General features: G+C 66.2%; 29 protein-coding genes. 18 read left to right on the top strand and 11 right to left on the bottom strand.

Going from position 1 to position 24,395, the window contains the following annotated elements:
• Nucleotide 1: 1 nt before the first annotated feature.
• The 3 genes from trhO to PRN20_RS03715 all read left to right on the top strand — a co-directional run bounded on the left by trhO (nucleotide 2) and on the right by PRN20_RS03715 (nucleotide 3,391).
• Nucleotides 2–988 (top strand): oxygen-dependent tRNA uridine(34) hydroxylase TrhO, encoded by a 987-nt coding sequence (gene trhO / locus PRN20_RS03725; RefSeq protein ID WP_273956771.1) that lies wholly within the window; start codon nucleotides 2–4, stop codon nucleotides 986–988.
• A 144-nt stretch (nucleotides 989–1,132) separates the two neighbouring features.
• Nucleotides 1,133–2,065: a LysR family transcriptional regulator gene (locus PRN20_RS03720; protein ID WP_273955710.1), complete on the top strand. Its 933-nt coding sequence runs from the start codon at nucleotides 1,133–1,135 to the stop codon at nucleotides 2,063–2,065.
• A gap of 12 nt (nucleotides 2,066–2,077) precedes the next feature.
• Nucleotides 2,078–3,391: a hypothetical protein gene (locus tag PRN20_RS03715; protein WP_273955709.1), complete on the top strand. Its 1,314-nt coding sequence runs from the start codon at nucleotides 2,078–2,080 to the stop codon at nucleotides 3,389–3,391.
• A 27-nt stretch (nucleotides 3,392–3,418) separates the two neighbouring features.
• Here PRN20_RS03715 and PRN20_RS03710 read toward each other — a convergent pair whose 3' ends face one another.
• The gene (locus PRN20_RS03710) at nucleotides 3,419–4,339 is read right to left on the bottom strand and encodes a hypothetical protein (RefSeq protein WP_273955708.1); all 921 of its coding nucleotides are present in this window, start codon (nucleotides 4,337–4,339) and stop codon (nucleotides 3,419–3,421) included.
• Between the two features lie 223 nt (nucleotides 4,340–4,562).
• Between PRN20_RS03710 and PRN20_RS03705 the strand changes: the two genes are divergently transcribed.
• From PRN20_RS03705 to PRN20_RS03685, 5 genes are all read left to right on the top strand, one after another.
• Nucleotides 4,563–6,188, top strand: a complete 1,626-nt coding sequence (locus PRN20_RS03705; RefSeq protein WP_273955707.1) for a GMC family oxidoreductase — start codon at nucleotides 4,563–4,565, stop codon at nucleotides 6,186–6,188.
• Nucleotides 6,185–6,628: a GyrI-like domain-containing protein gene (locus tag PRN20_RS03700; RefSeq protein ID WP_273955706.1), complete on the top strand. Its 444-nt coding sequence runs from the start codon at nucleotides 6,185–6,187 to the stop codon at nucleotides 6,626–6,628. The genes PRN20_RS03705 and PRN20_RS03700 overlap by 4 nt, the downstream gene beginning before the upstream one ends.
• 59 nt (nucleotides 6,629–6,687) lie before the next feature.
• On the top strand, nucleotides 6,688–7,326 hold the full coding sequence (locus PRN20_RS03695) for an FMN-binding negative transcriptional regulator (RefSeq protein ID WP_273955705.1): 639 nt from the start codon (nucleotides 6,688–6,690) through the stop codon (nucleotides 7,324–7,326).
• A 48-nt stretch (nucleotides 7,327–7,374) separates the two neighbouring features.
• Nucleotides 7,375–7,506: a hypothetical protein gene (locus tag PRN20_RS03690; protein WP_273955704.1), complete on the top strand. Its 132-nt coding sequence runs from the start codon at nucleotides 7,375–7,377 to the stop codon at nucleotides 7,504–7,506.
• Between the two features lie 70 nt (nucleotides 7,507–7,576).
• Nucleotides 7,577–7,714, top strand: a complete 138-nt coding sequence (locus tag PRN20_RS03685) for a hypothetical protein (protein ID WP_273955703.1) — start codon at nucleotides 7,577–7,579, stop codon at nucleotides 7,712–7,714.
• A 45-nt stretch (nucleotides 7,715–7,759) separates the two neighbouring features.
• Here the strand turns inward: PRN20_RS03685 and mbfA are convergent, their stop codons facing one another.
• On the bottom strand, nucleotides 7,760–8,743 hold the full coding sequence (mbfA, locus tag PRN20_RS03680) for an iron exporter MbfA (RefSeq protein ID WP_273955702.1): 984 nt from the start codon (nucleotides 8,741–8,743) through the stop codon (nucleotides 7,760–7,762).
• Nucleotides 8,744–8,917: 174 nt separating this feature from the next.
• Between mbfA and PRN20_RS03675 the strand changes: the two genes are divergently transcribed.
• Nucleotides 8,918–9,772, top strand: a complete 855-nt coding sequence (locus PRN20_RS03675; RefSeq protein WP_273955701.1) for an ATP/GTP-binding protein — start codon at nucleotides 8,918–8,920, stop codon at nucleotides 9,770–9,772.
• A 231-nt stretch (nucleotides 9,773–10,003) separates the two neighbouring features.
• Nucleotides 10,004–10,366, top strand: a complete 363-nt coding sequence (locus tag PRN20_RS03670) for a hypothetical protein (protein ID WP_273955700.1) — start codon at nucleotides 10,004–10,006, stop codon at nucleotides 10,364–10,366.
• 9 nt (nucleotides 10,367–10,375) lie between these two features.
• Here the strand turns inward: PRN20_RS03670 and PRN20_RS03665 are convergent, their stop codons facing one another.
• Complete coding sequence (locus tag PRN20_RS03665; RefSeq protein WP_273955699.1) at nucleotides 10,376–11,293, bottom strand: LysR substrate-binding domain-containing protein; 918 nt, start codon at nucleotides 11,291–11,293, stop codon at nucleotides 10,376–10,378.
• A 96-nt stretch (nucleotides 11,294–11,389) separates the two neighbouring features.
• Here PRN20_RS03665 and PRN20_RS03660 point away from each other — a divergent pair, with 96 nt between their 5' ends.
• The 3 genes from PRN20_RS03660 to PRN20_RS03650 all read left to right on the top strand — a co-directional run bounded on the left by PRN20_RS03660 (nucleotide 11,390) and on the right by PRN20_RS03650 (nucleotide 12,298).
• Entirely contained in the window at nucleotides 11,390–11,542 is a 153-nt protein-coding gene (locus PRN20_RS03660) for a hypothetical protein (RefSeq protein WP_273955698.1), read from the top strand.
• 73 nt (nucleotides 11,543–11,615) lie between these two features.
• The gene (locus PRN20_RS03655; RefSeq protein ID WP_273955697.1) at nucleotides 11,616–11,759 is read left to right on the top strand and encodes a hypothetical protein; all 144 of its coding nucleotides are present in this window, start codon (nucleotides 11,616–11,618) and stop codon (nucleotides 11,757–11,759) included.
• Nucleotides 11,756–12,298, top strand: a complete 543-nt coding sequence (locus PRN20_RS03650) for a GNAT family N-acetyltransferase (RefSeq protein WP_273955696.1) — start codon at nucleotides 11,756–11,758, stop codon at nucleotides 12,296–12,298. Before PRN20_RS03655 ends, PRN20_RS03650 begins: the two co-directional genes overlap by 4 nt.
• Before the next feature lie 7 nt (nucleotides 12,299–12,305).
• Here the strand turns inward: PRN20_RS03650 and PRN20_RS03645 are convergent, their stop codons facing one another.
• The 6 genes from PRN20_RS03645 to PRN20_RS03620 all read right to left on the bottom strand — a co-directional run bounded on the left by PRN20_RS03645 (nucleotide 12,306) and on the right by PRN20_RS03620 (nucleotide 16,050).
• Complete coding sequence (locus PRN20_RS03645) at nucleotides 12,306–13,094, bottom strand: extensin-like domain-containing protein (protein ID WP_273955695.1); 789 nt, start codon at nucleotides 13,092–13,094, stop codon at nucleotides 12,306–12,308.
• A 40-nt stretch (nucleotides 13,095–13,134) separates the two neighbouring features.
• Nucleotides 13,135–13,869: a class I SAM-dependent methyltransferase gene (locus tag PRN20_RS03640; protein WP_273955694.1), complete on the bottom strand. Its 735-nt coding sequence runs from the start codon at nucleotides 13,867–13,869 to the stop codon at nucleotides 13,135–13,137.
• A gap of 68 nt (nucleotides 13,870–13,937) precedes the next feature.
• Entirely contained in the window at nucleotides 13,938–14,414 is a 477-nt protein-coding gene (locus PRN20_RS03635) for a DUF1203 domain-containing protein (RefSeq protein ID WP_273956770.1), read from the bottom strand.
• Nucleotides 14,415–14,485: 71 nt separating this feature from the next.
• Complete coding sequence (locus PRN20_RS03630) at nucleotides 14,486–14,704, bottom strand: hypothetical protein (protein ID WP_273955693.1); 219 nt, start codon at nucleotides 14,702–14,704, stop codon at nucleotides 14,486–14,488.
• 84 nt (nucleotides 14,705–14,788) lie between these two features.
• Nucleotides 14,789–15,256, bottom strand: a complete 468-nt coding sequence (locus tag PRN20_RS03625) for a DUF1579 domain-containing protein (protein ID WP_273955692.1) — start codon at nucleotides 15,254–15,256, stop codon at nucleotides 14,789–14,791.
• A gap of 161 nt (nucleotides 15,257–15,417) precedes the next feature.
• Complete coding sequence (locus tag PRN20_RS03620) at nucleotides 15,418–16,050, bottom strand: DUF4389 domain-containing protein (RefSeq protein WP_273955691.1); 633 nt, start codon at nucleotides 16,048–16,050, stop codon at nucleotides 15,418–15,420.
• A gap of 196 nt (nucleotides 16,051–16,246) precedes the next feature.
• Between PRN20_RS03620 and lepA the strand changes: the two genes are divergently transcribed.
• The 3 genes from lepA to PRN20_RS03605 all read left to right on the top strand — a co-directional run bounded on the left by lepA (nucleotide 16,247) and on the right by PRN20_RS03605 (nucleotide 19,655).
• Nucleotides 16,247–18,052, top strand: a complete 1,806-nt coding sequence (lepA, locus tag PRN20_RS03615; protein WP_273955690.1) for a translation elongation factor 4 — start codon at nucleotides 16,247–16,249, stop codon at nucleotides 18,050–18,052.
• Nucleotides 18,053–18,225: 173 nt separating this feature from the next.
• A complete protein-coding gene (locus PRN20_RS03610; RefSeq protein ID WP_273955689.1) occupies nucleotides 18,226–18,549 on the top strand; it encodes a hypothetical protein in 324 nt (107 codons plus the stop codon).
• Entirely contained in the window at nucleotides 18,546–19,655 is a 1,110-nt protein-coding gene (locus tag PRN20_RS03605; RefSeq protein ID WP_273955688.1) for an ImmA/IrrE family metallo-endopeptidase, read from the top strand. The genes PRN20_RS03610 and PRN20_RS03605 overlap by 4 nt, the downstream gene beginning before the upstream one ends.
• Here PRN20_RS03605 and PRN20_RS03600 read toward each other — a convergent pair.
• Both PRN20_RS03600 and PRN20_RS03595 read right to left on the bottom strand, forming a co-directional pair.
• On the bottom strand, nucleotides 19,652–20,590 hold the full coding sequence (locus PRN20_RS03600) for an alpha-glutamyl/putrescinyl thymine pyrophosphorylase clade 3 protein (RefSeq protein WP_273955687.1): 939 nt from the start codon (nucleotides 20,588–20,590) through the stop codon (nucleotides 19,652–19,654). The genes PRN20_RS03605 and PRN20_RS03600 overlap by 4 nt on opposite strands.
• Nucleotides 20,571–21,674 carry a thymidylate synthase gene (locus PRN20_RS03595; protein WP_273955685.1) on the bottom strand — a complete coding sequence of 368 codons (1,104 nt, stop codon included), beginning with the start codon at nucleotides 21,672–21,674 and terminating at the stop codon, nucleotides 20,571–20,573. The genes PRN20_RS03600 and PRN20_RS03595 overlap by 20 nt, the downstream gene beginning before the upstream one ends.
• Nucleotides 21,675–21,794: 120 nt before the next feature.
• Between PRN20_RS03595 and PRN20_RS03590 the strand changes: the two genes are divergently transcribed.
• Together PRN20_RS03590 and PRN20_RS03585 are read left to right on the top strand one after the other, a co-directional pair.
• Entirely contained in the window at nucleotides 21,795–22,394 is a 600-nt protein-coding gene (locus PRN20_RS03590; RefSeq protein ID WP_273955684.1) for a hypothetical protein, read from the top strand.
• Between the two features lie 846 nt (nucleotides 22,395–23,240).
• A complete protein-coding gene (locus PRN20_RS03585) occupies nucleotides 23,241–24,374 on the top strand; it encodes an NAD(P)/FAD-dependent oxidoreductase (protein WP_273955683.1) in 1,134 nt (377 codons plus the stop codon).
• The last annotated feature ends 21 nt before the right edge of the window (nucleotides 24,375–24,395 follow it).

The raw sequence follows: 24,395 nt of genomic DNA, 5'->3' as shown, positions 1-24,395 counted from the left end.
AATCGCCGCGAACCTGCCCGATCAGCCGAACCGATACAAGGTTCTGGCCCTGTACAAATTTGCGGATCTCAAAGATTGCGCCGGGCTGAAGCCCGAGCTCGCCGAGTTCTGCTGCGCACGCAAGATCCGCGGCACCTTCATCCTCGCCCCCGAAGGCATCAACGGCACCGTCGCCGGCACGCCCGAGGCGATCGACGAGCTGATGGCGTGGTTCGAAACGGCTCCGCTCTGGGCCGGCCGGCTCGCCGGGGCCGAAGCCAAGTTCTCCGGCGCCAGCGAGATGCCGTTCCTCAGGATGAAGGTGCGGCTGAAGCCCGAGATCGTGACGCTGCGCGCGCCCGAGGCCGATCCGAACCGGATCGTCGGCACCTATGTCGAGGCGCGCGACTGGAACGGGCTCATCAGCCGCAACGATGTGACCGTCATCGACACGCGCAACGACTACGAAGTGGCGCTCGGCACCTTCGCCAATGCCCGCGATCCCCAGACGCAAAGCTTCACCGAGTTCAAGGACTACGTCGCCACGCTCGATCCGGCGCGGCACCCCAAGGTGGCGATGTTCTGCACCGGCGGCATCCGCTGCGAGAAGGCCTCGGCCTACATGCTGTCGCAGGGCTTCAAGGAAGTCTTCCACCTCAAGGGCGGCATCCTCAAATACCTCGAGGCCGTCCCTGCAGAGGATAGCCGCTTCAACGGCGAGTGCTTCGTCTTCGACGAGCGTGTCTCGGTCACCCACGGCCTCCACGAGGGCGAAGCCGTCCTCTGCCGCGCCTGCCGCAACCCGATGCTGCCGCACGAAGCCGTCGGCTCGCTCTGCCCCGATTGCGCCGAAGCCGCCCCCGCCGGCGCCTCCGAGCGCGAACGGCAGATGGAGCTGGCGCGAGTGCGGGGCGAGGCGCACCTCGGTGACGACGCAGCCGAGGTTGCGGCGCGCAACAAGGCGGCGAAGCTGGCACGGAAAGAAGCGTCGCGGCAGTCACAAAGCTGACTCGGGCGGCAGGAGGCGTTCGACCCACAACCACTGAGTGTCATCCCTGGGTGGGCGTTGACTCCCGCCCCACTCCATCAGCATATCCAATGTGACACCCGCCTCAGGGCCCGTTCCGCCCTCTCCCATAAGCCGGACCGATCCATGGACCTCGATCAGATCAGGACTTTCGACCGGATCGCGCAGGATCTGAGCTTCACCAAGGCCGCCGCGAGGCTCAACGTCACGCAGGCCACCGTGTCGATGCGCATGCGGGCCCTCGAGGACCTGCTCGGCGTGCCGCTCTTCCATCGCGGCCGCAACATCCAGCTCACCGACCAGGGGATGACCTTCCTCCCCTACGCGCGCCGCATCCTCCAGGCGGCGCAGGAGGCGAAGGAAGCGCTGCGCCGGGTCGAGCGCGGGCGCGTCTCGATCGGCTCGCTCCGCAGCCTCGTGTCGCCGCTCATCACGGAATCGCTGCTGCGCTTCCAGGAGAAGTATCCGGCGGTCGATGTGGTCATCAACGAAGGCCGCCAGAGCCAGATCGCCGCGATGCTGCGCGAGCGTGACATCGAGCTCGGCATCCTCTGCTGGCCCAACCTCGATCCACTGATCACCGACCTTGTGCCCCTGTTGGTGATGCGCGAGCGCGTGCCGATGGTGACGACACCGCAGATTGCCGCCGAACTTGGGCTCGAGCCGAGGATGGAGGAGGTGCTGAAGCGCGTGCCGCGGCTCATCTCGATCAACTGGTGGCAGGTCTACCCGGACGCCGCGCTGGCGCTGTTCCGCCGCGCGCCGGTCTCGGTGGAGCTGCCCACCGGGCCCGCCCGCCGCATCGCCATCCGCGGCGAAGGCGTGGGCTTTTTCGTCTACTCCGCGGTCGCCGACGATATCGCCGCGGGCCGCCTCACCGAGATCCGCCCCTCCGACGTCGATCCGGTCCACCGCGACATCGCCATGGTGGTCCGCAACGCGTCGGTACTCGACCGCGAGATGCTGCGCGACTTCGCCACCGAGATCGCAGCGGAGTGCGTGAGGAACGGCACCATCCTCGAATCGAGCCTGCTGCCGCCAGCGGTGAACGCGGCTTGAGGGGAACGCCAGATGACCCCACAGGAACTCCAGCGCCAGTTCTACGAAATGCTGCTCGAGAGCCAGTTCTGGTCGCCCGGGCAGCTCGCCGACTACCAGCGCAGCCAGATCGAGCAGCTGCTGCGGCACGCCCGCCGAAATGCGCCCTTCTACGAAACCCGGCTCGATCCGGTGTTCCGCGCCGACGGCAGCATCGACTGGAACCGTTGGCACGAGCTGCCGATCGTGCGGCGCGCCGACATGGTGGCGCATCGCGAAGCAATGCTGGCCCGCGAACTGCCGCCCGGCCACGGCGCCACCTCGGTTATCGGCACGTCCGGTTCCACCGGCCTGCCGATCGAGATCACGGTCAACTCGCTCACCCGCATCGCCAATAACGGGTTCCGCTGGCGCCTCCACGGCTGGCAAGGTCTCGACTGGTCCAGGGTCCTGATGTCGCGGCTTGGCGATGGCGACCACATGCAGCGCTGGCCGGAAGGCGAGACGGCCGGCGTGTGGGGCCCGCCCTGGGACGACTCGGCGCGCCACGGCCACCTGTTCCGCATCAGCCGGCTGTTCGACACCCCCGCCGTGCTGCGGTTCTTCACCGAAAGCGGCGCCAGCTACCTCAATGCCGGGCCCAACATGGCGCACATCAACGCCATCGATGCCCGTCGCCTCGGGCTCTCGGTCGCCATCGATGCGGTGCTGGCGCAGGGCAATGTCGTGCGCGAGGCGGACCGGGCCGCGGTCCGCGACGTATTCGGAGCCAAGCTCATCGAGCATTACAGCTCCAAGGAAGGTGGGCAGATGGCCCATCCCTGCCCCGAGGGCACCCTGCATGTGAACGCCGAGGGCTGCCTTGTCGAGATCCTCGATGGAGCCGACCGCCCCTGCGCCGCGGGCGAGACCGGCCGGGTCGTCGTCACGCCGTTCTTCCAGACCGCGCAACCGCTGATCCGCTACGAACAGGGCGACTGGGCCACGGTGGGCGAGCCTTGCCGTTGCGGCCGCCACTCCCCGGCCATCAAGGCCGTCCGCGGGCGTTCGATCGCCATCTTCCAGCACCCGGATGGCCGCTCGGTCGCCAACCTGATGCCGGACGAGACTGCCGGACTGCTCGGGAGCAGTTTCTGGCAGCTGGCGCAGGTGGGGCCCAATGCCTACGAGATGCGCTACATCCCGGCCGACGACGCCGTTCTCGGCGACGAGGACCGAGTGCGGCAGCTCTTTGCCGACACGTTCTTTGCCGATGCCGAGCTGCAGTTCACCCGCACGCACGACATCCGGCTCTCGCAGAGCGGCAAGCTCGCCGACTATGTCAATGAATGGCGGCCGGTGAACTGAGCACCGGCCGCTGATCGCGTGCGCGGATCAGGGAACGTAGGCCTCGCAGACGCCTTCGGTCTCGGTCGGACCGTTCCAGTAGAAGCCGGCGTCCTCGCACGCTGTCTCGTTGTCGAAGTCGCTCGGCTCGACACTGGTATCGGCCATGAGGTTCCCCGCCGCGCCGAACAGGTCGAGCACGCGGTTCGGCGGATCGTCCTGGCGGTGACGGTCGATGAGGCTCTTGTCCGGCTCGCCGAAGTAACCCTTGAGGCCGATCTTGGCGCTCCAGGCTCCGGTGTCGTAGCCGCGGACTTCGCCGGTGCCCGAGAGCGGGAAGCCGAGCCCGGCGAACTGGTACTCGGTGCCGAGCTTCAGCGACTCGCTGCCCAGGATCGTCGCGGCGCCGATGCTGATGCGCCAGTCGTCGGTGGGGTAGAAGGCGAGATCGCCCATGGCGAAGAAGCCGTCATCGTCGGTGAGCAGCGCATCGTCGTAGTCGATGCTGGCCCAGCCGAGCCAGCCTTCGAGGCTGATGCGGTCGAGATAGAGTTCCGCCTCGGGGCCGACTGCCGCGAGGGTCGCGCCATCGGCGAGGACGACGCCGGCCGTGACGCCCAGCAGGTAGGAGCTCGGATCGCGGGTGAAGAAGTGCAGCGCGCCACCGGCGGCCCACTCGCCATCGACGCTCTGGAAGCCCAGGTCACCCTGGATGCCGAAGCTGTCGCCCACCGGGACGGACACCGAGCCGCCGGCGCGGAAGATCGCGCTGTCGGGGTCGGTGATGCCGCCGAGCGCCAGCTCGATCTTGCCGTTCGGACCCGACACGGCCGGGGCGACGAGGGCGACGTCCTCGTCGGCAATCAGGCCGGGCGAAAGGATGAGGTCGGCGGCGCGGATGGCAGAGCCGAACGACACGGTAAACACACTGGCCAGCAATGCGGCCTTGGTCATGCGCAAGATCGACATAAGAATTGAGCCCCAAACACTCTATGGCGCGACTGTGCCACCGGCGCCTGTAAACGGGCAAGATCAGTACTTACTCTACTAGGTGTTTTGCACGATCAAGTTGCCGAATAGCTGCAGTATGCAGTTGGATGACGATGGCGTGCTCGTTTCGCCGGTTTCGCACCGGACTACCCAGCCGCAGCGCGCACGGCTAATAGAGGGGCAATTCCTCCCAGGACTCCACATGGCCGAGCGCACTTTCGACTTCATCATCTGCGGCGGCGGATCGGCGGCTTCGGTCGCGGCCATGCGGCTGGTGCGCGACTACGGCTTTTCGGTGCTGATGATCGAGCGCGGGCCGCGCTCCACCAACCGGATCATGGCCATGCCGGCGGGCTACATGAAGTATCTCGCGAAAGACACCTTCCTCGAGATGCACAGGACGGTGCCGCAGCCCCAGCTCGGCGGGCGCGCGCCGATCGTGCCGGTGGCCAAGGCGCTGGGCGGCGGCAGCGCCGTCAATGCCATGGTCTACATGCGCGGCCAGAAGGAGGATTACGACGGCTGGGCGGCCGAACTCGGCAACGCACCCGACTGGAGCTACGAGGACCTGCTGCCGCACTGGACCAGCCTCGAGCACAATGCCCGCTTCAACAACCGCTATCACGGCATCGGCGGAGCGCTGAGGGTCGCCGAGCCCGGCTACATCTCCGACACGACCGAGGATTTCCTCCTCGCCGCGCAGGGGCTCGGGCATCGCTACAACCCCGATTTCAACGGCGAGCGGCAGAACGGTGTGGGCATCATGCAGCACACCTATGGCCAGTGGGGCCGCTACCGGCGCCGGTCCGACGCCAAGAAGGCGTTCCTCGATCCGCTGCTGCGCGACAAGCGCCTCACCATCGTCACCGGCGCCCGGGTCGACCGCATCATCATCGAGAACGGCCGGGCGGTGGGCGTCGCCTATGATCGCGGCGGCGATCCGCACGAGGCGCGGGCCGAGCGCGAAGTGCTGGTCGGCGCCGGCACCTACAATTCGGCCAAGCTCCTCATGCTTTCGGGCATCGGTCCCGCCGACCATCTCGGCGATTTCCAGATCCCTGTTGTCGCCGACCTCCAGGGCGTGGGCGAGAACCTCATGGACCATCACGAGGTCCCGGTTATCGCCACCACCAAGGGCAGGTCCGGCTATTTCGGCCAGGACACCGGCTGGCCGATGATCCGCAATGGCCTGCAATACATGCTGTTCAACTCGGGCCCGGTGACCACCACCGGCATCGAGTCGTGCCTGTTCTACGATCCCGACGGCGGCGACCGGCCGACCATCCAGCTCTATTGCGCGCCCATCGTCTACCAGGACCGGGACGTGTCGAAGGCCAAGCCCACCTGGGGCGTGACGCTGACCTCGTGCCTCCTCCGCCCCAAGGCGCGCGGCACGGTGCGCCTGCGCTCGGCCGATCCGGCGGCGCAGCCGCTGGTCGACTGCAACTTCTTCGGCGACCCCGAGGATTTGCGGCTCACCCTCGCCTCGATGCGCCATGCGCGACGCATCCTCGAGACCGAGCCGTTCCTCTCCAGGATCAAGGAAGAGATCCTGCCGGGCCGCGATGTCACCGACATTGCCGGCATGACGCGCTTCGCCCAGGAGACGGTGAAGACCAACTACCACCCGTCCGGCTCGCTGAAGATGGGCCGCGACGACGACCCGATGGCGGTGGTCAACCAGCGCCTCCAGGTCCGCGGCGTGGACAACCTCCGCGTCATCGACTGCTCCATTATCCCCGCCATTCCCTCCGCCAACACCAATGCCATCGCGATGGCCATCGGCAGCAAGGCGGCAACCCTGATCGCAGCGGACCACGGAAAATGATCGAGATCGTCGACCTCCCCGAAATGACGGCCATCGGCATCCTCGTCGAGGCCCACTGGAACGAGTTGCCGCGGGCCATTCCCGCCGCGTGGACGCGGCTGTTCGAAACCGACACCGGCGCGCAGAATTTCCTCGAGGTCTCGATCTCGCGCGAGAACGGCTTCTATCGCGAACTGGTCGGCTACCTCGCCGCCAAGAAGACGGAAGTGCCGCCGGGGATGACGAAGCTCACCATTCCGGCCCAACGCTATCTCCGGCTGATCCATGACGGGCCCCTGCCCGAGATCACGCTAGGCTTCGAAAAGCTCTACGCCCATGCTGCGGTCGCCGGGCTCAAGTCCACCGACTACAAGCTCGATTTCGGCTACCTGCCGGGCCTGCCCGACGGCCGGCACGAGCTGCATGTCGCGCTCGAACCCGAACCGCTGAAGCTCGCCTGACGCGTTGAGGGCGGGTTCACCCCGCCCGGACCATAGCGAGCAGCACCGGAGATGCCCCCATGTACCAGCCACCCGCCTTCCGCGAGACCGATATCGCCACCCAGCAGGCGTTCATCGTCGCCCATCCGCTCGGGCTGCTGGTTTCTGGTGGCGAACCGGGGCTGCTGGCGAACCCGATCCCGTTCCTGCTCTATCCGGACGAAGGCGCGTTCGGCACGCTGCGCTGCCACATGTCGCGCGCCAATCCGCAATGGAAGGCGTTGAGCCAAAGCCCTGATGCGCTTGTGGTCTTCCAGGGCACCGAGCACTACATCACGCCCAGCTGGTACCCACAGAAAGCGGTCGACGGCAAGGTCGTGCCCACCTGGAACTACGCCATCGTCCAGGCCCGCGGCGCTGCCCGCATCATCGATGATGCCGCATGGCTCCACGCCAACGTCTCCGCCCTCACCGACCGGCACGAGGGCAGCCGGCAGAAGCCGTGGGCGGTTTCCGACGCACCGGACGCCTTCATTGCCAGCCAGCTCAAGGGCATTGTCGGTATCGAGATCGAGATCGCGGCGATCGACGCCAAGTTCAAGGCGAGCCAGAACCGCCCCGAGCTCGACCGGGTCGGCGTCGCCCACGGACTTGCAGCCGAAACCGACGCCGAGGCCACGGCAATGCGCGAACTCGTGAAGCAACGCGGCGGGGTTTAGGTGTATTGTCTCCAACCTCGGTAATGCCGATTGGACTGGAGGCTCCCCATGCCCACGCATGACAATGCACCCAAGCCTGACGACAAGCCCAGGCGCTCCGCCAACTTCATGCCGTGGCCGTTCCAGGCCGTGCTGCTCGCGCTGCTTGCGGCGCTGGGCGTGGCGGTCGTCGCGGACTGAGCATGCTTCCGCGAATTGGGCGGGAGTGGTAATCTCCGCTTGGCAGAGTCCTGAGGACTGGAGGCTTCAGATGGCCGTCATCCGCCATGAGAACCTGGACCACCCGCTCGAAACCCAGCACGAGTTGCACCTGTTGCCGTGGCCGTACCTGGCCGCGCTCTTCGTGGTGCTCGCGCTGGTGGTGTTCTTCGTCGTCGCGGTGAGATAGCGGCCGGCCCCGGGAGGCCGGTCGGGTTGCTTGCGCGCAGCGCCGTCAGGCGCTGCCGATAAGGATGCCTGCCGCAAAGACCAGTGCACCGCCCGCCACCACCTGCAGCGCGGCCCGCCAGAACGGGGTCTGCATGTAGCGGTTCTGGATAAAGGCGATGGCCCAGAGCTCGACCACCACGACGAGCGCGGCCACGGTGGTCGCGGTCCAGAAGTGCGGGATCAGGTAGGGCAGCGCGTGGCCGAGGCCACCGACCATGGTCATTGCGCCGGTCACGACGCCGCGCGTTATCGGCGAGCCGCGACCTGTGAGCTTGCCGTCGTCGGCCGCCGCTTCGGTAAAGCCCATGGAGATGCCGGCGCCCACCGCCGCGGCGAGCCCGACGAGGAAGGTCGCCCAGGTATTGCCGGTGGCAAAAGCTGCCGCGAAGACGGGCGCGAGCGTCGAAACCGAGCCGTCCATCAGGCCGGCGAGGCCCGGCTGCACATAGGTCAGGAGGAACTGGCGGTGTTCCTCGCTCTTTTCGGCCTCGCGCTCCTCGGGGCCCAGCGCCTGCTGCTCGAGCCGCTCCGCGAGGTCGGCGTGCTGGCGTTCTTCCACGGCGAGATCGCCGAGAAGTTTTCGGACTTCGGCATCGGTCGTCCGCCGCGCCGCCTCGGTGTAGAAGCTTACGGCCGCCGTCTCCATCTCCCAGGCCAGCTGGCGCACCGCCTCGAGACTCATCGTCTGCATCAGCCACACCGGCTTGCGGGCGAGAAAGCCGCTCACATGTTCGCGCCGGATCGGCACGAGGCGCTTGCCGAACTTTTCCATGTAGAGATCGAGCAGGCGGCGGCGATGGTTCTCCTCCTCGGCCGCCATGCCCTCGAACACCTTGGCGGTTGCCGGATACCGGTCGGCGAGCCGCACCGCGATCTCGGCATAGATCGCTCCGTCCTCCTCTTCCGCCGCCACCGCCAGCGACAGGATCTCGCGTTCGTCGAGCGTGGAGAAATCCCGCCTTTGCGGGGACAGAAGCCGAGCAAACATAACCGTCTAGCCTTTCAGTTTAGAATTATTCTAAACACTGGCGCGACCTCAGGCAACCTCCGTCATTCCCTTCCGTGATGTGGAGCAATGGCCTTCCCTTTGCCGGGGCAGGCTAGCGTCAATGCGCCGGAACGCATGCGGCGGAGCCCGGCCAAATCGATAGTGGAGGACGACATGTTTTTGCGAGCGAGCCTGGCGCTTGGCCTGATTGCGGCCGCGACCCTGCCGGCGAGCGCCCAGAGCGCCACCGAAACCTGGAAGCTGAGCGGGCTGAAGTCGCCCGAGTCGGTGATCTTCGACAAAGCCAACAACCGCCTGATCGTCGGCAACATGGCGACGTTCGGGCCCGATGGCGGCGCCGACGGCTATCTCTCGATCGTCTCGCCCGACGGCGAGCTCGTAACCGAACAGTGGACGACGGGCCTCTCCGACCCCAAGGGCATGGCTATCGTGGGCGACAGCCTGTTCGTCGCCGACTCGAACGGCCTCGTCGAGATCGGGCTCGGCGATGGTGCCATCAAGGCAACGCATCCGCTCGACGGCGCGCAGTTCCCCAATGACGTCACGACCGACGGCAGCGCCATCTACGTCTCCGACCTCATGGGCTCGGCCATCTACCGGTTCGCCGACGGCAAGGCCGGGCAGTGGCTGGTCGATCCCGGCCTCGCCACGCCGAATGGCCTCTTCGTCGACGGCAATGCGCTGATCGTCGGCTCCATGGGTACCGGCATGAAGCCCGACTTCACCTTCGAGACCAAGGGCGGCATCCAGTCGGTCGACCTCGCCAGCAAGGCCATCGCGCCGCTCGATGGCGGCATGGGCGTCGCCCTGACCGACGGCGTCGCGAGGGTCGGCGACAGCCTCGTCTTCGACGACAACCCGGCCGGCACGCTCTACGCCTGGGCCGATGGCACAGCCACCGCCATCACCACCCTCGCCCCCGGCGCCGCCGACCTCTGGGCCGAAGGCAACGTCGTCTACGTGCCCATGACCCAGACGGGCGAACTGATTGCGCTGACCCTTGAGTAAGCACTCCTGCCGATCCTCCCCCGTGCCAACGGGGGAGGGTGACCGGCGAAGCCGGCGGAGGGGCCGCCCCCACGGATTGCCTTGCGGCACCGCCGGGGATAGCCTCCCCGTCGGCCGTTCCAGCCAAACCTGCCGCCGGGTTGAAGGGATCGTATTTCAGGGACCTCTGCGACGACCTCGAGCAACGGTCGATGCGTAATCGGCGGACGTCGGCCACAGGCGAGGTTCGTCATGCCCTTCGGCATCATGCCTTTCACGCGCGCCGGCGTTACCGCTCTCAAGCACGCGGTTCGTGACCATTACCCGCAGATCAAGTCCAGCCACGTGGATGAAGCCCTGGCCTATGCCATCGGCTTCGACACCTATGCGGCGATGCTCCCGGTCCTCGACCTGGCCGAAAAGACGGGCGAGCTGTCAGTGGTCGCCAAGCCGGACTGGTTCATCGTTCGCCTGACCGATCTCGGCTACGATGTCAGCGCGCTCCGCCCGCTGCACACGTTCCTCTGGGGTCTGGTCTTCGACCTGCAGATGGCGAGCGAGCGCAACGAGCGCGCCCGCGTTCTCCTCGCGCCCAAACCGGCCAACGATGGGTAGGCGGATCGGCTAGCCCTTCGCCCGCCGCACCTGCGCCACATAGCCTTCCGCCGAATCCGGCACCTCGGAGCGCAGCCAGTCGCGGAACAGCCGGACTTTCTTCGGCTCCCGCCGCCCCTCGGCGACGATCATCCAGTAGCCCACGTCGCTGTCGACATGGATGTCGAAGGGCCGCACCAGCCGGCCATCGCTCACCGCGTCGGCCGACATCATGCCCACCGCCATCAGCACGCCCTGCTCGGAGATGGCCGCATCGAAGGCGAGCGTGGGGTCGTCGTAGCGCGGCCCGGTGAGCTCCATCGGTGCGATGCCGGCCTTTTCGAACCACGGCTCCCAGGGCAGCATCGAGGAGGTGTCGCGGATCAGCGGCACCCGGGCGAGATCGGCCGGCTGCTTCAGCAGCGCCGCGACCGGCGGCGCTGCCACCGGCCGATAGCGCACGCCGCCGACGAGCTCGGACCTGAGCCCCGGCCAGCTGCCACGCCCGAAGCGGATGCCGGCATCGATGTCGGAATGGGCGAGGTCGATCATCGTCCCCGTCACCACCAGCCGCACCTCGATCTCGGGATGCAGCCGGTTGAACTTGGCGATGCGCCAGATCAGCCAGCGCGAGGCGAACACGCTTCCCACGGTGAGCGTCAGCACGTGCTCGTCGCGCACGGCGAGGCCGGACACGGCATCGGCCAGCGCATCGAAGCCGCCCGTCAGCCGCGGCAACACCTGGCGCAGCGCCGCGGTCGGCCGCAGCCCCTGTGGTGTGCGCTCGAACAGCTCGACCCCGAGCCGCTCCTCGGCGCGCCGCAGGTGCTGGCTGACGGCGCCGGGGGTCACGCCCAGTTCCTCGGCCGCGGGCGCCAGCGCCCCGCGCCGCGCCACGATCTCGATGGCGCGCAGCGCGTTGAGCGGTATGGGAAAGGGGCTGGCCATATAGTTTTTCTATACCCACGTCCAGGTCTTGTCGATTGTTGGGACGCCGCCGTGCAGCCATATCCAGTCGAGTCCCCCGCGAGAGGAGATGTGGATATGCACAAAATCTTCACGACCATCCGCGTCTGGTTCGCCGAAATGCTGGCGACCGAGGTGCCGCAGGATCCGCTGGGCCGGATGAGCCCGCGCGAGCTCGCGGACCTGCCGGTCTACCATCCTCAATCGGATCGCTTCCCCGCCCGGTGCTGAGCCCGGGGTTCATGAGCGGTTCAGCGAGGCGGCCCTAGATCGCTTCCGTCCACCCCAAGAGGGGAGAAGGAAAATGATGATGAGAGACCTGTTCAGAAAGCTCAGGACACGCCCCGCCGCCAAGCCGCAGTCCCGCGACTGGACCTCCACCTGGACGCCGCGCGACTGGGCGGACCTGCCCACCCACCATCCGCGCCGCGAAGACGACGCGCTGTGACGCTGGCGCCGCAGGTGATCGTCCGGCCGGCCCGGTTGGCCGACGCGCGCGACATCGCCGCCCTCCACCACGTCTCGGTGCACCGCCTCGCCGCCGGGTTCTATCCGCGCGAGGTGCTCGAGCGCTGGTCGCCGCAGCCCAGCCTCGGTCGGGCCGAGCGGCTCTACCGCGAGGCGCAGGCGGAGGGCGCGATGACGCTCGTCGCCGAACTGCATGGGCAGATCGTGGGCTTCGGCATCGTGCACCCGACGCGGGACGAGATCTCGGCCTGCTACGTCGCGCCCGAGCAGGCGCGCCGCGGCGTCGGCCACACCCTGCTCACCGCCATGGAGCTGACGCTGGCGGGCGCCGGTCGCCACGTGATCCGGGTGCGCGCCGCGCTCAACGCGCGCAGCTTCTACACCGCGCTCGGTTATCAGGTGACGGGGCGCGGCGAGCACGTGTTCGACGACGGCACGCGCATGGTCGTCACCTATCTCGAAAAGGACCTGTCGCCGCTCGGCCTGATCGGCGAGCAGCAGAGGCGCCGCCACCACTAGCCCCGGTTCACTCGCAGAGGCGGGCCGTGCAGGTCTTGCCGTGGCAGCCGAGGTCGACATGCAGGTGATCCTGGTGCTCGGCATTGGCCTCGGGCCCCAGCACCGTGGTGAAATGCGCGCAGGCGGAGCCGTGCGCGAAGCGCAGCAGCCGCCCCTCGGGCGACAGCGCATCCGACCAGCCGCCCGCGACGCTGACCATGCGGCCATCCTCGAGCTTGAAGCCGACCACGTCGAGCGCATCGGCAAAGGCGTGAAAGCTGAGGTTCCCGTCGCTCCCGCCATTCACCCTGCGGCACATGTAGGAGGTCCCGACGACCACCTCGGCGATACGCGTGTCCTCGCGCGACAGGATGTAGCTGTCGACGGACTCGATCCAGCCGGGCAGCGCCGAGGCCATGCCGCAATCGGTCTCGACCCCGCCGGACACCGGCACCATGCGGCCATTGGCCAGCACGCCCGTCACCGAAAGCGGCGACTGGGTTCCGCATTGGCCATCCCTGATCGGCGGCAGCGCCTTGGCCTCGACGCGCCCGAGCAGTACCGCCGGGCAGGCGGTCTGGTAGACGCGGGGCGGGGCCGGCGGCTTCTGCGGCTCGGGCTTCGGCGGGCCGTAGACTTCCTTGGCTGTCTCAGCGGCGGCAGCCGGCGCCTCCTTTGCAGGCCGCAGGCGCGGTAGCGGCACGACCGGGCCGTTCTCCTCCACCAGTGGCTTTGGACGCGGCAGCGGCGGGCTCGCCTCTTGAGCGAGTGCCGGCAGGCTCAGGAGGATGGCGACGACGGCTGCAACGATCCGCATGGTCCCTGCCAACGCCCTCGCCCCGCCTCGGGTTGCCGTCTCAGGCGCGCCCGAACACGAAGATCATCTCTTCGCTCCGCCCGGGATCGTAATCCGATCCGTCCCAGTCGCCCAGTAGCTCGACAAGCTCCAGCCCGGCCTCCGCAGCGAGGCGCAGGATGGTTTCGCGCGGCGCAAAGCGCAGCTCGCTGACCGAGGCGACGACCTCGCCGTCGGGAAAGCGGTAGCGCTGCTCGAAGCGCAGGCGCTCGCCGTTGCGGGCCAGCACCGTGCCCCATTTCTCGACCTCGCCGCCCTCAGGCAAGGCGATGGTCGTCCGCTCGTAGGTCCAGCGCCTCTCCCAGTCGAGCGCGGGATTGCGCACCTCGAACACGGCGCGGCCGTCCGGCGCGAGGTGGTCGTGCATTACCTTCAGCACGGCAGCGATATCCGCGTCGGTCAGCAGCACCTGGAAGGCGTGGCCGGTCATGATGATCAGGTCGAAGCGCTTGTCCGAGCGGAACTCGCCGGCCGCTGCCTCGAGCCAGTCGATCGCGCCGCCATGCGGCTTCCGCCGCCCTACCGCCAGCATCGCCCCGGCCGGATCGACACCCGTCACCGCATGGCCCGCAGCGGCATAGGCCTCGCACAGGAGGCCCGTGCCGCAGCCGAGGTCGAGCACGCGACTGGGCGCCTGGCCCGCAAGCGCGAGGTAGAAATCGCGGTCGGCGGACCAGCCGCATTCGATGTCATAGAAGGCCGCCATGCGCGGCAGCACATAGTGCTTGTCCAGCATCCCCGTCTCCCTCGCCGCCGTTGGTGCCATGGGCCCGCGACCGGGGCAACCCGAAGGAGAGCGACGCTTCAGCTCGCGCGGTCGATCCTGAGCGTGAAGCAGTTGTTGGTGGCCGAGCGCATGTGAACATAGGCAACATCCGGCCGCGCAAGGATGGCTTCCGCTTCCGCCTCGATGCGCTCGTTCGCCACCACGATCCCGGTGCCGTAGACGATCCTGTCGTCCCGGCCATAGCCGCGCAGGATGCGCCCGCTTCGCGCCCGCCGTTCCCGCTCGGGCAGGCCTGCCTCCGGCACATGCGCCGGGCACGCCTCGGCATGGATGAACACCGGCCCCACCTCGGCATAGGGCTGCGGCGCCGGGAACGGGCGATAGGCAAGGACGAGATAGGGCTCTCCCGCCTCGACATTGCCGAGGCAATGCCGGCACGGCACCCCGTCGCCATCCGATACCCGCCGCTCCGGCACCTGCCCGTTGGCATCGGGCGCCCCGGCCCGGTAGGCCGCAGCAAGCTCGGACGGCATTCCTGAGTAGAGCAGCGTCATGGCGATCTCCTGTTCGACGACGGAGAAGAACCATGGCCGCGGTACCGGCGGCGACCCGGATTTGACCGGCCTCAGGCGACCGGTTTCGTCCATTCCATCAGCACGAAATACGGCACGCGATGGTGCCGTTCGATCGCCGCCGCGGCGGCGTCAGGCGTGGGCATCGGCTCGAGGAAGGCGCGCAGTTGCAGCCCCTCGGCGAGAAACAGCGACATGTAGCGGCTCAGCGGCCGGTGCCAGTTATGGATGCGGATGCCGCGCCACTGCACCCAGTCGGCGCGCTCGGTCATGTAGTGGTCGATGGCGAACTGCTGCTTGCCGTCGGCCCCGTCATGCCAGCCGAGCGGCTGCCCTAGAATGCCGCAGGCAACCGGCTAGCCCGGCCGCCGGAACTCCATGATCCAGTTGGTCTCCCAGGTCGCACCGCCATCATAGGAGAAGGCCTGGCTCCAGCGCGGGGTCGCCGTATCGGTGTCGCGCCAGTCGAACAGCACCTTCACCGGCCGGCCGGCGTCGATGTCATCGCCGGCAAAGCTGCCGCGGCCGTTCTCGAAGCGGCCGAACACCGGCGGCTCCAGCACGCCCTTGCTCGAGTTGATCCAGTATATCGCCCACTCGTCGCGCTCGGGGTTGTAGACGCGCATCGTCATCCCCTTGAAACCCTTGGCGGGGAAGTCGGTCTCGTCGACCGACACCGTGCCGCCCAGCAGCAGTTGCGCGCTCGCATTGCCGATGAACTCGTCCCACTCGGTCGAGCCGACGCCGCGCTCCCTGAGCCGGCGGTTGGTGATCACCCAGTCGCCGTGATTGAACGCGAACCCGCGCTGCGTCTCAGTGCTCATCTCGACCTCCTCGCACCACCCGGCGGCCCTCCGCGGCTATGGCGTGCCCCGGTGATACGACACTAAGGCTGCCAAACCATGTCAGGGTTTAAGGGAGTGGATACGAAACCTGCCGGCGAGGGCCAGACTGGCCCGCCGGCGACGCGACGAGAACGGCCCGGCTATTTCAGGCTGAACGGCGGATACACATCCGTCACCAGCAGATATGCGTAGGCCCAGACGCGCGCCGCCCACCGGCCCACGCCGACGACGAAATCGAACAGCCCGCGCGGGTAGTTGCCGGTGAACAGGATCGCGAACCAGGCGATGATCGTGGCGAAGAAAGCGAGGACGGCCAGCACCACGAGGATGATGTAGTGCGGGATGGCCAGCAGCCATTTCACCAGCGGCAGCCAGCGGTTGAGCGCCATCGCGTCGGGATAGTCGACATCGAGGTGCACCGACTGCGTCTCGTCGGTCGAGGGATACTTGTCCGTCAGCAGGAACAGGTAGGCGCTGACCCGCGCGCTGAAGCGGCCCAGCTCGAGCGCGAAGTCGAACCACCAGCGCGGATATTTCCGCCGGACCACCAGCATCAGCACCGTGGCGATGAACAGGCCCACGGAGATGCCGCCGCCGGTCTGCACCATGTTGCCGGCCGCGTCGGTGTACTGGGTCACCCCGGCATTGGTGATGAGGCCCAGCAGGATCAGGATCGGGATCGCCCAGATGATCCGGAAGAACGTGGTCAGCCGGTTCATCGGGCCGGGATAGTCGACGTCGAACCGCGCTGCGTAACCGCCTTCGTCTGCCATCGTCCTTGTCCTCGATCGCCGTGGAAGCCGCCGCATTTGGGCGCCGTCAGCATAGCACGACCGGCGCCCATGCCACGATATGGCCGCGAGACCCGCACTTCACGCGCTGTTCACGCCCGATAAACCATCTTTGCCCCGCCACACGGCTCTGCTATCAGCCCAGCCAGCGGCGCGTAGCGCGCACCGGGAAGATAGTATGAGCGTGCCCCTCGACCACATCCGCAATTTCTCCATCGTCGCGCATATCGACCATGGGAAATCGACCCTTGCCGACCGGCTGATCCAGACGACCGGCGGGCTCGACCTGCGCGAGATGAAGGAGCAGGTGCTCGACTCGATGGATATCGAGCGCGAGCGCGGCATCACCATCAAGGCCCAGACCGTGCGCCTCACCTACAAGGCGCAGAACGGCGAGACCTATATCCTCAACCTCATCGACACGCCCGGCCACGTCGACTTCGCCTATGAAGTCAGCCGCTCGATGTCGGCCGTCGAGGGCTCGCTCCTCGTCGTCGATGCCTCCCAGGGCGTCGAGGCGCAGACGCTCGCCAACGTCTACCACGCGCTCGATGCCAACCACGAGATCGTGCCCGTCCTCAACAAGGTCGACCTGCCCGCCGCCGACATCCCGCGCGTCAAGCAGCAGATCGAGGACGTGATCGGGCTCGATGCCTCCGATGCGCTCGAAATCTCGGCGAAAACCGGCATCGGCATCGACACCGTGCTCGAAGCGATCGTCCACCGCCTGCCGGCGCCCAAGGGCGACATCAACGCCCCGCTGAAGGCCCTGCTCGTCGACAGCTGGTACGACACGTATCTGGGCGTCGTCGTCCTCATCCGCGTCGTCGACGGCACCATCCGCAAGGGCCAGAAGGTCCGGATGATGGCGTCGGGCGCCACCTACGAGCTCGACCGCGTCGGCGTGTTCACGCCCAAGCTCGTCACCGTCGATAATCTCGGCCCCGGCGAGATCGGCATGTTCACCGCCTCGATCAAGCAGGTGGCCGATACCAATGTCGGCGACACCATCACCGACGATCGCAAGCCCACCGAGCACGCGCTGCCCGGCTTCCGCCCGGCCCAGCCGGTGGTGTTCTGCGGCCTCTTCCCGGTCGATGCCTCCGACTTCGAGGAACTGCGCGAGGCCATGGGCAAGCTCCGGCTGAACGACGCGAGCTTCTCGTACGAAATGGAGACCTCGGCGGCGCTCGGTTTCGGCTTCCGCTGCGGGTTCCTCGGCCTCCTCCACCTCGAGATCATCCAGGAGCGGCTGAGCCGCGAGTTCGACCTCGATCTCATCGCCACCGCGCCGAGCGTCGTCTACGAGATCGAGCTCACCAGCGGCGAGACGATGCACCTGCACAACCCGGCCGACATGCCGGATGTGGTCAAGATCGAGGAAATCCGCGAGCCCTGGATCAAGGCGACGATCCTCACGCCCGACGAGTATCTCGGCTCGATCCTCAAGCTCTGCCAGGACCGGCGCGGCATCCAGCGCAACATGACCTATGTCGGCAACCGCGCCATGATCGAATACGACCTGCCGCTCAACGAGGTGGTGTTCGATTTCTACGATCGGCTGAAGTCGATCTCGGCCGGCTATGCCAGCTTCGACTACACGCTCTCCGATTACCGGCCCGGCGACCTCGTGAAGCTCTCGATCCTCGTCAACGCCGAGCCGGTCGACGCGCTCTCGATGCTGGTGCACCGCAACGCCGCGGAAAGCCGCGGCCGCCAGATGTGCGAGAAGCTCAAGGAGCTGATCCCCCCGCACCTCTTCGTCATCCCGATCCAGGCCGCCATCGGCGGCAAGATCATCGCGCGCGAGACAATCCGCGCCCTCCGCAAGGACGTGACGGCCAAGTGCTACGGCGGCGACGCCACCCGCAAGCGGAAGCTCCTGGAAGCGCAGAAGCGCGGCAAGAAGCGCATGAGGCAGTTCGGGTCCGTGGAGATCCCGCAGGAGGCGTTCATCCAGGCGCTGAAGATGGGGGATGAGTGAGGGTAAATCCACGCCCACCAGCGGCGCCATGGTAGACATTCGTTGATGTGTTGGACTTGGCCATGAGCCTAGGATACTCAGTTGACCCTCGTATCCGGCGAGACGCATTGTTCCATGCAAGTTGGGCGGATATTCGTACCATCGTCATCTGGTGAACCGGCGGGCGATTTGCTTTGGAACTAACCTACGCGACGCCGGAAATTCGATCGGCAACCAATGACGCAAAGGCGGCTCAGAAGATGCTCGGAGATAGCCTGGCGCGCTCCTTTCGGAGTCTGGTCGCCGATATGCGGAACGCCATTCTTCTTGGTGAAGTGCCGGAGGTGCCCGTGCTTGGACAGGCGGACGGCAAGCTCGTATTAAACTATCCGTTGGGAGATTCGGCAGTATTGGTCGCGGAGCCGATCGGTACCGGCGTGATCGACAGGAGCAATTGGGGCGATGTTCACCGCGTCAAGCTTTTGCGAATTCTCGACAAAGAGAAGGTGCTGGCATGACTGAACCCAACTGGTCGTCACCGCCGGGTGAAACCATCGTTCGCCTCATGAGCAGCAAGGAAATTGACGCTGTCGAGCTAGCGGACGCTATGGGCCTGTCCGAGGGCGACTTCGACAGCCTGATCACGGGACAGCGTCGCGTGACAGAAGGCGATGCCGCAGTACTCGCCGCCAATCTGGGTTCGACCGCCCGGTTCTGGCTGGCCCGCGACGCAGCCTATGTTGTGGACAGAGCTCGTCTTGATGAGAACTCACAGGATTCAGAGGCCTCTTGGCTCGAATCCATGCCGACGTCGTCAATGCGCAAGTATGGCTGGCTGCCCAAGGGCATCCGAGCTCCGGATAGGCTCAAGCACGAAATCCTTGGTTTCTTCGGATGCACGACACTGCAGGAATGGGGTCAGCGTTATTCGTCGGGTGTCGGCGCAGTTGCTTTCCGTACGTCCGTGACGCTGGAATCCGATGGTATGGCGACGCTAGTCTGGCTGCGCGCCGGCGAGTTGGCTATTGCTGACCGCGACCTTCCTAAATTTGACCGCACCGCCTTCGAGAAGATGCTTCCGGGCTTGAAGAAGCTCTCGGCCTTCAAACGCCCGTCGGTGTTTCTGCCGCGTCTCATCGAAGCCTGTCGTGCAGTTGGCGTGGCCGTGGCAACAGCACGCACGCCTGACGGATGTCGCGCTAGTGGCGCATCATGGTTCGACCGAGGCGGGAATCCGGTGATTCTGCTCAGCTTCCGCCACATGGCGGAGGATCATTTCTGGTTCACGTTCTTCCACGAGGCGGGCCATGTCGTGTTGCACGGCAAGAACCACATCGATGGTGACGGCGGGCAGGTAATGGGCACCGATGTCGAGAAGCAGGAGCGCGAAGCCAACGAGTTCGCTCAGGATATTCTTTTCCCGGCGGACCTGCGGGAGGAGCTGAATGATCTGGCAATCCGGCCTAAGGCAATTATCGCGATTGCCCGGGAGGCTGACGTCACACCGGGTATCATTGTGGGTCAGCTACAACGCGCCCGCGCCGTGGATCACAGCAAGCTAAATTTCCTCAAGCGGCGCTATCGTTGGAATGAGGACGCCCACGTACCTGACCTTATCGACTAGCCCCTAAAATAGACGAAGTTGGTAGGGCTTTTCTGCCAGTTGCAAAGGCTGTCCTCGAGCACTTGCTTGCCGACCTGGAGATAGTTGTCCAGGTCGTCAACGATCCTTTCGATCTGCTTAGGGGTGCCTTGCGCGTTGGTTGCACCGAAAAGTAGCAGCTTCGCGCCGGACAGTGGTCCAGTCGCACCGACGAAATGCACGCTGTCCGCCTCGATTGGCGCCAAGTCCAGTTTGCCTATCATGGTCAGGAAGTCGAACTTCCCCAGGCGACCGAAACCGTAGACGTCCTTCATTGACCGGTAGAGCTGCGCGAATACGGCAGTGGGCTGTTGGCCTACCGCGTTGTGAACCCTCCGCACTCTTGCATTTATGCCGCCAGGGCCGGTTAGCCATTCGTGGAACGTCGCAAACACGTTCGAAATCACGCCGGCACCCTTGCTTTGATATTGTCGGTGATTGGAGAAGCGACCGGATATGGCTTTGGCGTCCAGGTCGGCTTGATGCGAGGCAAGCATCGCCTCGAAAGCGGCGGTCCTGGCGCTGTACTCCGCCAGCGTCCATACTGGCCCTCGGCCGAAGGAGCCCATCACGTTGGCCGCCAGCTTCCATCCATCCTCCGAGTGTTTTCCGAAGTGGGTACCGATGAAGGCTATCCACACCGCCTCGTCCCGCTCACCCCTACTGTCGAGGTAGTAGGCGCCCTTGAGCGGATCGAACAGATCGGAATGCGGGTCAACGCGCGATGGTGACATGACGGGACGCTGACGGAAGGCCCGCACATACTCGATGCGCCGCAGGCTCGACACCATCTGCTCGACTAGCGTGCTTCTCGCCGCTGGGTTGACGATACCGAGTAGGGCGCCGTTGGCCGCCTCGTAGGTTGCAAGACCCGCCATCAGTGCGGCATGACGCTTCCTATGGATTCCGTGGCGCATCGATCTCTTCCGTGGTGAAAATATCCCCCATCGCAGGTGGGGTCTTGGGTCGGCGTCTGGCGATCTTGTCGAGCACGTATAGCCGGTAGCCGTCATGAACCAACTGCCGTACCAGTTCCTCCTCCGAGGGACCGGCGTGGTGTTTGCTAGCACCGTAGGCGCGGAGTAGCGTGACCAGGTCGCGCCAGTATGGGTCCAGGTCGACTGGCGTTTGGAACTCTACGTTGCCGTTCCGTATTTCGCGCTCTGCTTCCAGCACCCTCCTGATCGACGGCCACGGATCGCCAGGGGGCATCTGCGGCATTGGAACGGTGTCGTGCAGACCTTCATCGAGATACTTCTGCGCCCGACTTCGAGCGTCGAAGTCCTCGGTGTCGTCGTAAAGGTGCAGGCTCGCGACCGAATGCTGGTATGTGCCCAGTTCCTTTCCTAGCTCCCGGGCCGCTATCTCCTGTAGCATCGAAAACGCGAACACATCATGGGGCATGCCCCAGTACGCGTCGTTCGACCGCATGTGAACGTGAAGGTGTAGTTGCCCCCTGCGGATCACAAAATGCAGCGTGCACGTACAGGGGATGTCTTTGCTTTTTTTGGCGCCGTCTTCGTTCGCGTAGATCTGAAGGACGGCGTTCCGCGATCCTTCGCGCTCGCGCAAGGTGTCGATTACTCGCTGCCATTGGTCGCCGGGATCGGGGTCCCCTCTCAGCCGCGCTTCGCCAAAAATGCGATGGCCATATGCTCCATTCAGGGTCTTGTTGTCATCGGAGTACTTGCCGTACTCGTCCAGGTAGTAGGCAATATGATCGAGTGCGTTACTGCCCGACAGGTACCAAAGCAGTTCGCCGAGTGGACTGAACACACGCGCGCGCGTCGTTGACCGCCCCAGCCGCGCCAACGGGTCGGTCAACTCCAGAAGAGCCCCGAACACCTCTGTGCTGCCGGGCTTCCTAGTCGCATTGACCCGATAGTTGGCTTTGTTGCCGGACAAGAGCCGCGTCAGCACCTTGCGCATCAGGTCGTCGACATTGCTGGCGGATTGGTGAAACACGTAAAGGCTCGAATGAAATGCGATCGAAAATTGCATTTGATTTGGTTCGCATTGCAAGTCCAATCCCAGAGCATTCCTTGGCGACGGACCGCCGTTATCCCCGCCCCCCGCACCCACCGTATCCTCCGCCCAAACCCACTTCGCGGAGATACGCCCATGCCGACCCCTGCCCTCACCCCTGACCTCATCGCCGCCCATGAGCGGCTCCACCCCCGCCTCGCCTCGCTGCTGAAGCAGGTGGAGCGCACCGCTTCGCGGCGGCCGACGATGGCGGTGCCGGAGGCGAGCCTCAAGCTGGCGCGGGAGCTTTGCCGGGAGGCGGCAAGACTGCTGGGGCGCGAGGGGCGGGGGATCGGGGCGCCGAAGCCGGCCGGCGGTGCGCCGCTCGACCAGGGCGGGCTCGCCATCCATCTCGGCCAGGCGCTGGCCGGGCTCGAGCAGTTCGAGGCGGCGCATTCGGGGCGCGATTTCAGCGGCAATGCCGTCTGGCAGCTGCCGGGCGGCGAAACGGTGCCGATTACGCGCCTGCGCATGGCGCGGCCCGGCTTTGCGACTGCTGCCCCCAAGCCTTCCACCCAGTGGCGCGATCCGCTCGAGGTCACCGACGCGGAAATGCGGTCAACCGTGCTGAAGCGCATCCTGCAGCGCGAGAATGCCGTCTATCTCGAAGGCTATCGCGATGGCCGCGCCGGCAAGCCGCCGCGCAAGCCGCTCACCCGGATCGGGCCGGTCAACGAGAGCACCGAGATAGACTAGTCCCCCCTCACCTCCGCCGGCCGCATACTGCCCCGGCCTTCACGCACGGGACGGAGTCGAGACGAACGGCTGCGGGGAGGCGACCGGGTGGTGTGGGGGTCGCCCTGCACCAGGCCGAAAGCACGACGGCATGAACCGGTTCGCCGGGGACGCCGCTGGCAACGCGATGTGTCGCTCCATGCAGGGTGGCACGAGGGGACGAGGCCGCCACGCATGAGGCGGCCGCAGAGGCGGGGCGGTTCCGGTGGATTCCGGCCGTTCGCAGCCGGCAGGTTCCTCGCGATGCGGCACGGGATGCGCCCGGGCCATCGTGCCATAAGCCCAAAACCCCGGCCGCGCCGGTGGAGTGCTGCTCCACCACTTCTGCGGACTACCGCCAGGGGCAAAACTCCACCGGCGCGACGTCCTTGCCTGCCGCTATCCCGGCGCCCTGATGGCGGCCGGGCGCTTCGGCGTGGCTCACGATGTCTGACTGGTGCCGCTGAAAGGCAGAAGGGCCTCCGGCGCGGCGGACCCCGGAGGCCCCCTGACGTGGCCGATCGCAGGTTTTGGGGGCAGCGATCAGCATCACCTTTGTAAAGCGAACCAGAGCCGCCCACAATTGGATGTACTACCGTATTGGTCGTTTACTCTATTGTAACACGTCCCGCCCAGGGCACTATTTCAGCACTTCTTGCCTGTATTGATGCCGGTTTCTACCTAGTCGCAGAGCAACCTTTCCCGTGCACTTCCGTACTGTGGCTTGCCCCTCGTGCGCCGAACGGCGGCTGCGATGGAAATAACCGTGTTGCTCGCGGCACTTATCCGCTAATCAATCGAGCCGCGCATATTGGGGGACGATTGAGCATGGGCAAGCCGCGCATCGTGGTACTGGGGGCCGGCTTCGGCGGGCTGGAGCTGACGACACTGCTGTCCGAGCAGATGGGCGACAGCATCGACGTGACGCTGATCGACAAGTCGGACTCGTTCATGTTCGGCTTCTCCAAGCTCGACGTGATGTTCGGCCATGCCGAGGCCGACGCGGTGCGCATGCCCTATTCCAACTACGCCAAGCCGGGCGTGCAGCTTTTGAAGCGCACCATCACGGCCATCGACCCCGTGGCCCGCCGCGTCACCACCGATGACGGCGTGTTCGATGCCGATTACCTCGTCGTCGCGCTCGGCGCCGAGTACGATTTCGACGCCACGCCCGGGCTCGCCGGCACCAACGAATTCTATTCGATCCCCGGCGCGATCGCGCTGCGCGACGTGCTGCCGAATTTCACTTCGGGCCATGCCCTCATCGGCGTCTGTGGCGCCCCCTACAAGTGCCCGCCAGCGCCCAGCGAATGCGCCCTGATGCTGCACGACTATCTCGTCCAGCGCGGCGTGCGCGACAACTGCCAGATCTCGCTGGTCCTGCCGCTGTCGAGCCCCGTGCCGCCCTCGCCCGAGACGTCGCGGGCCCTCCTCGAGGCCTTCGCCGAGCGCGGGATCGAGTTCATCCCGAGCCGCCGCGTCGCCTCGGTCGACAATGCCCGCAACGTCGCCGTGCTCGACGATGGCCGCGAGATGGCGTTCGACCTGTTCCTCGGCGTGCCCAAGCATCGCGTCCCGCCCGTGGTGCTCGAGAGCGGCATGTCCGAGAACGGCTGGATCCCGGTCAATCCGCGCACGCTCGAGACCAAATACGAGAACGTCTATGCCGTGGGCGATGGCGCCGCGACCGGCACGCCCAAGGCCGGCGTGTTCGCCGAGGGCGCGGCCAAGGCCGTGGCGAGCGCGCTCGTTGCGAGGCTCCGCCAGAGCGGCGAGGCCGTCCAGTACAACGGCTTCGGCACCTGCTACATCGAGTTCGGCGCCGGCCGCATTGGCAAGGTCGAGGTCGATTTCTTTTCAGGCCCGCAGCCGACCGGCAGCTATTACGAGCCCTCGACGGCGCTGCGCGGCGACAAGGAGCATTTCGGCTCGAGCCGGCGCGCCCGCTGGTTCGGCCTCTAGCTGCCGTTTCGGAAGCCCCCG

The organism is Devosia sp. ZB163, from assembly GCF_028613635.1.
GTDB lineage: Bacteria > Pseudomonadota > Alphaproteobacteria > Rhizobiales > Devosiaceae > Devosia_A.
Note: the sequence above shows the minus strand (reverse complement) of the source record. Positions and strands in the feature narration are given on the sequence as shown.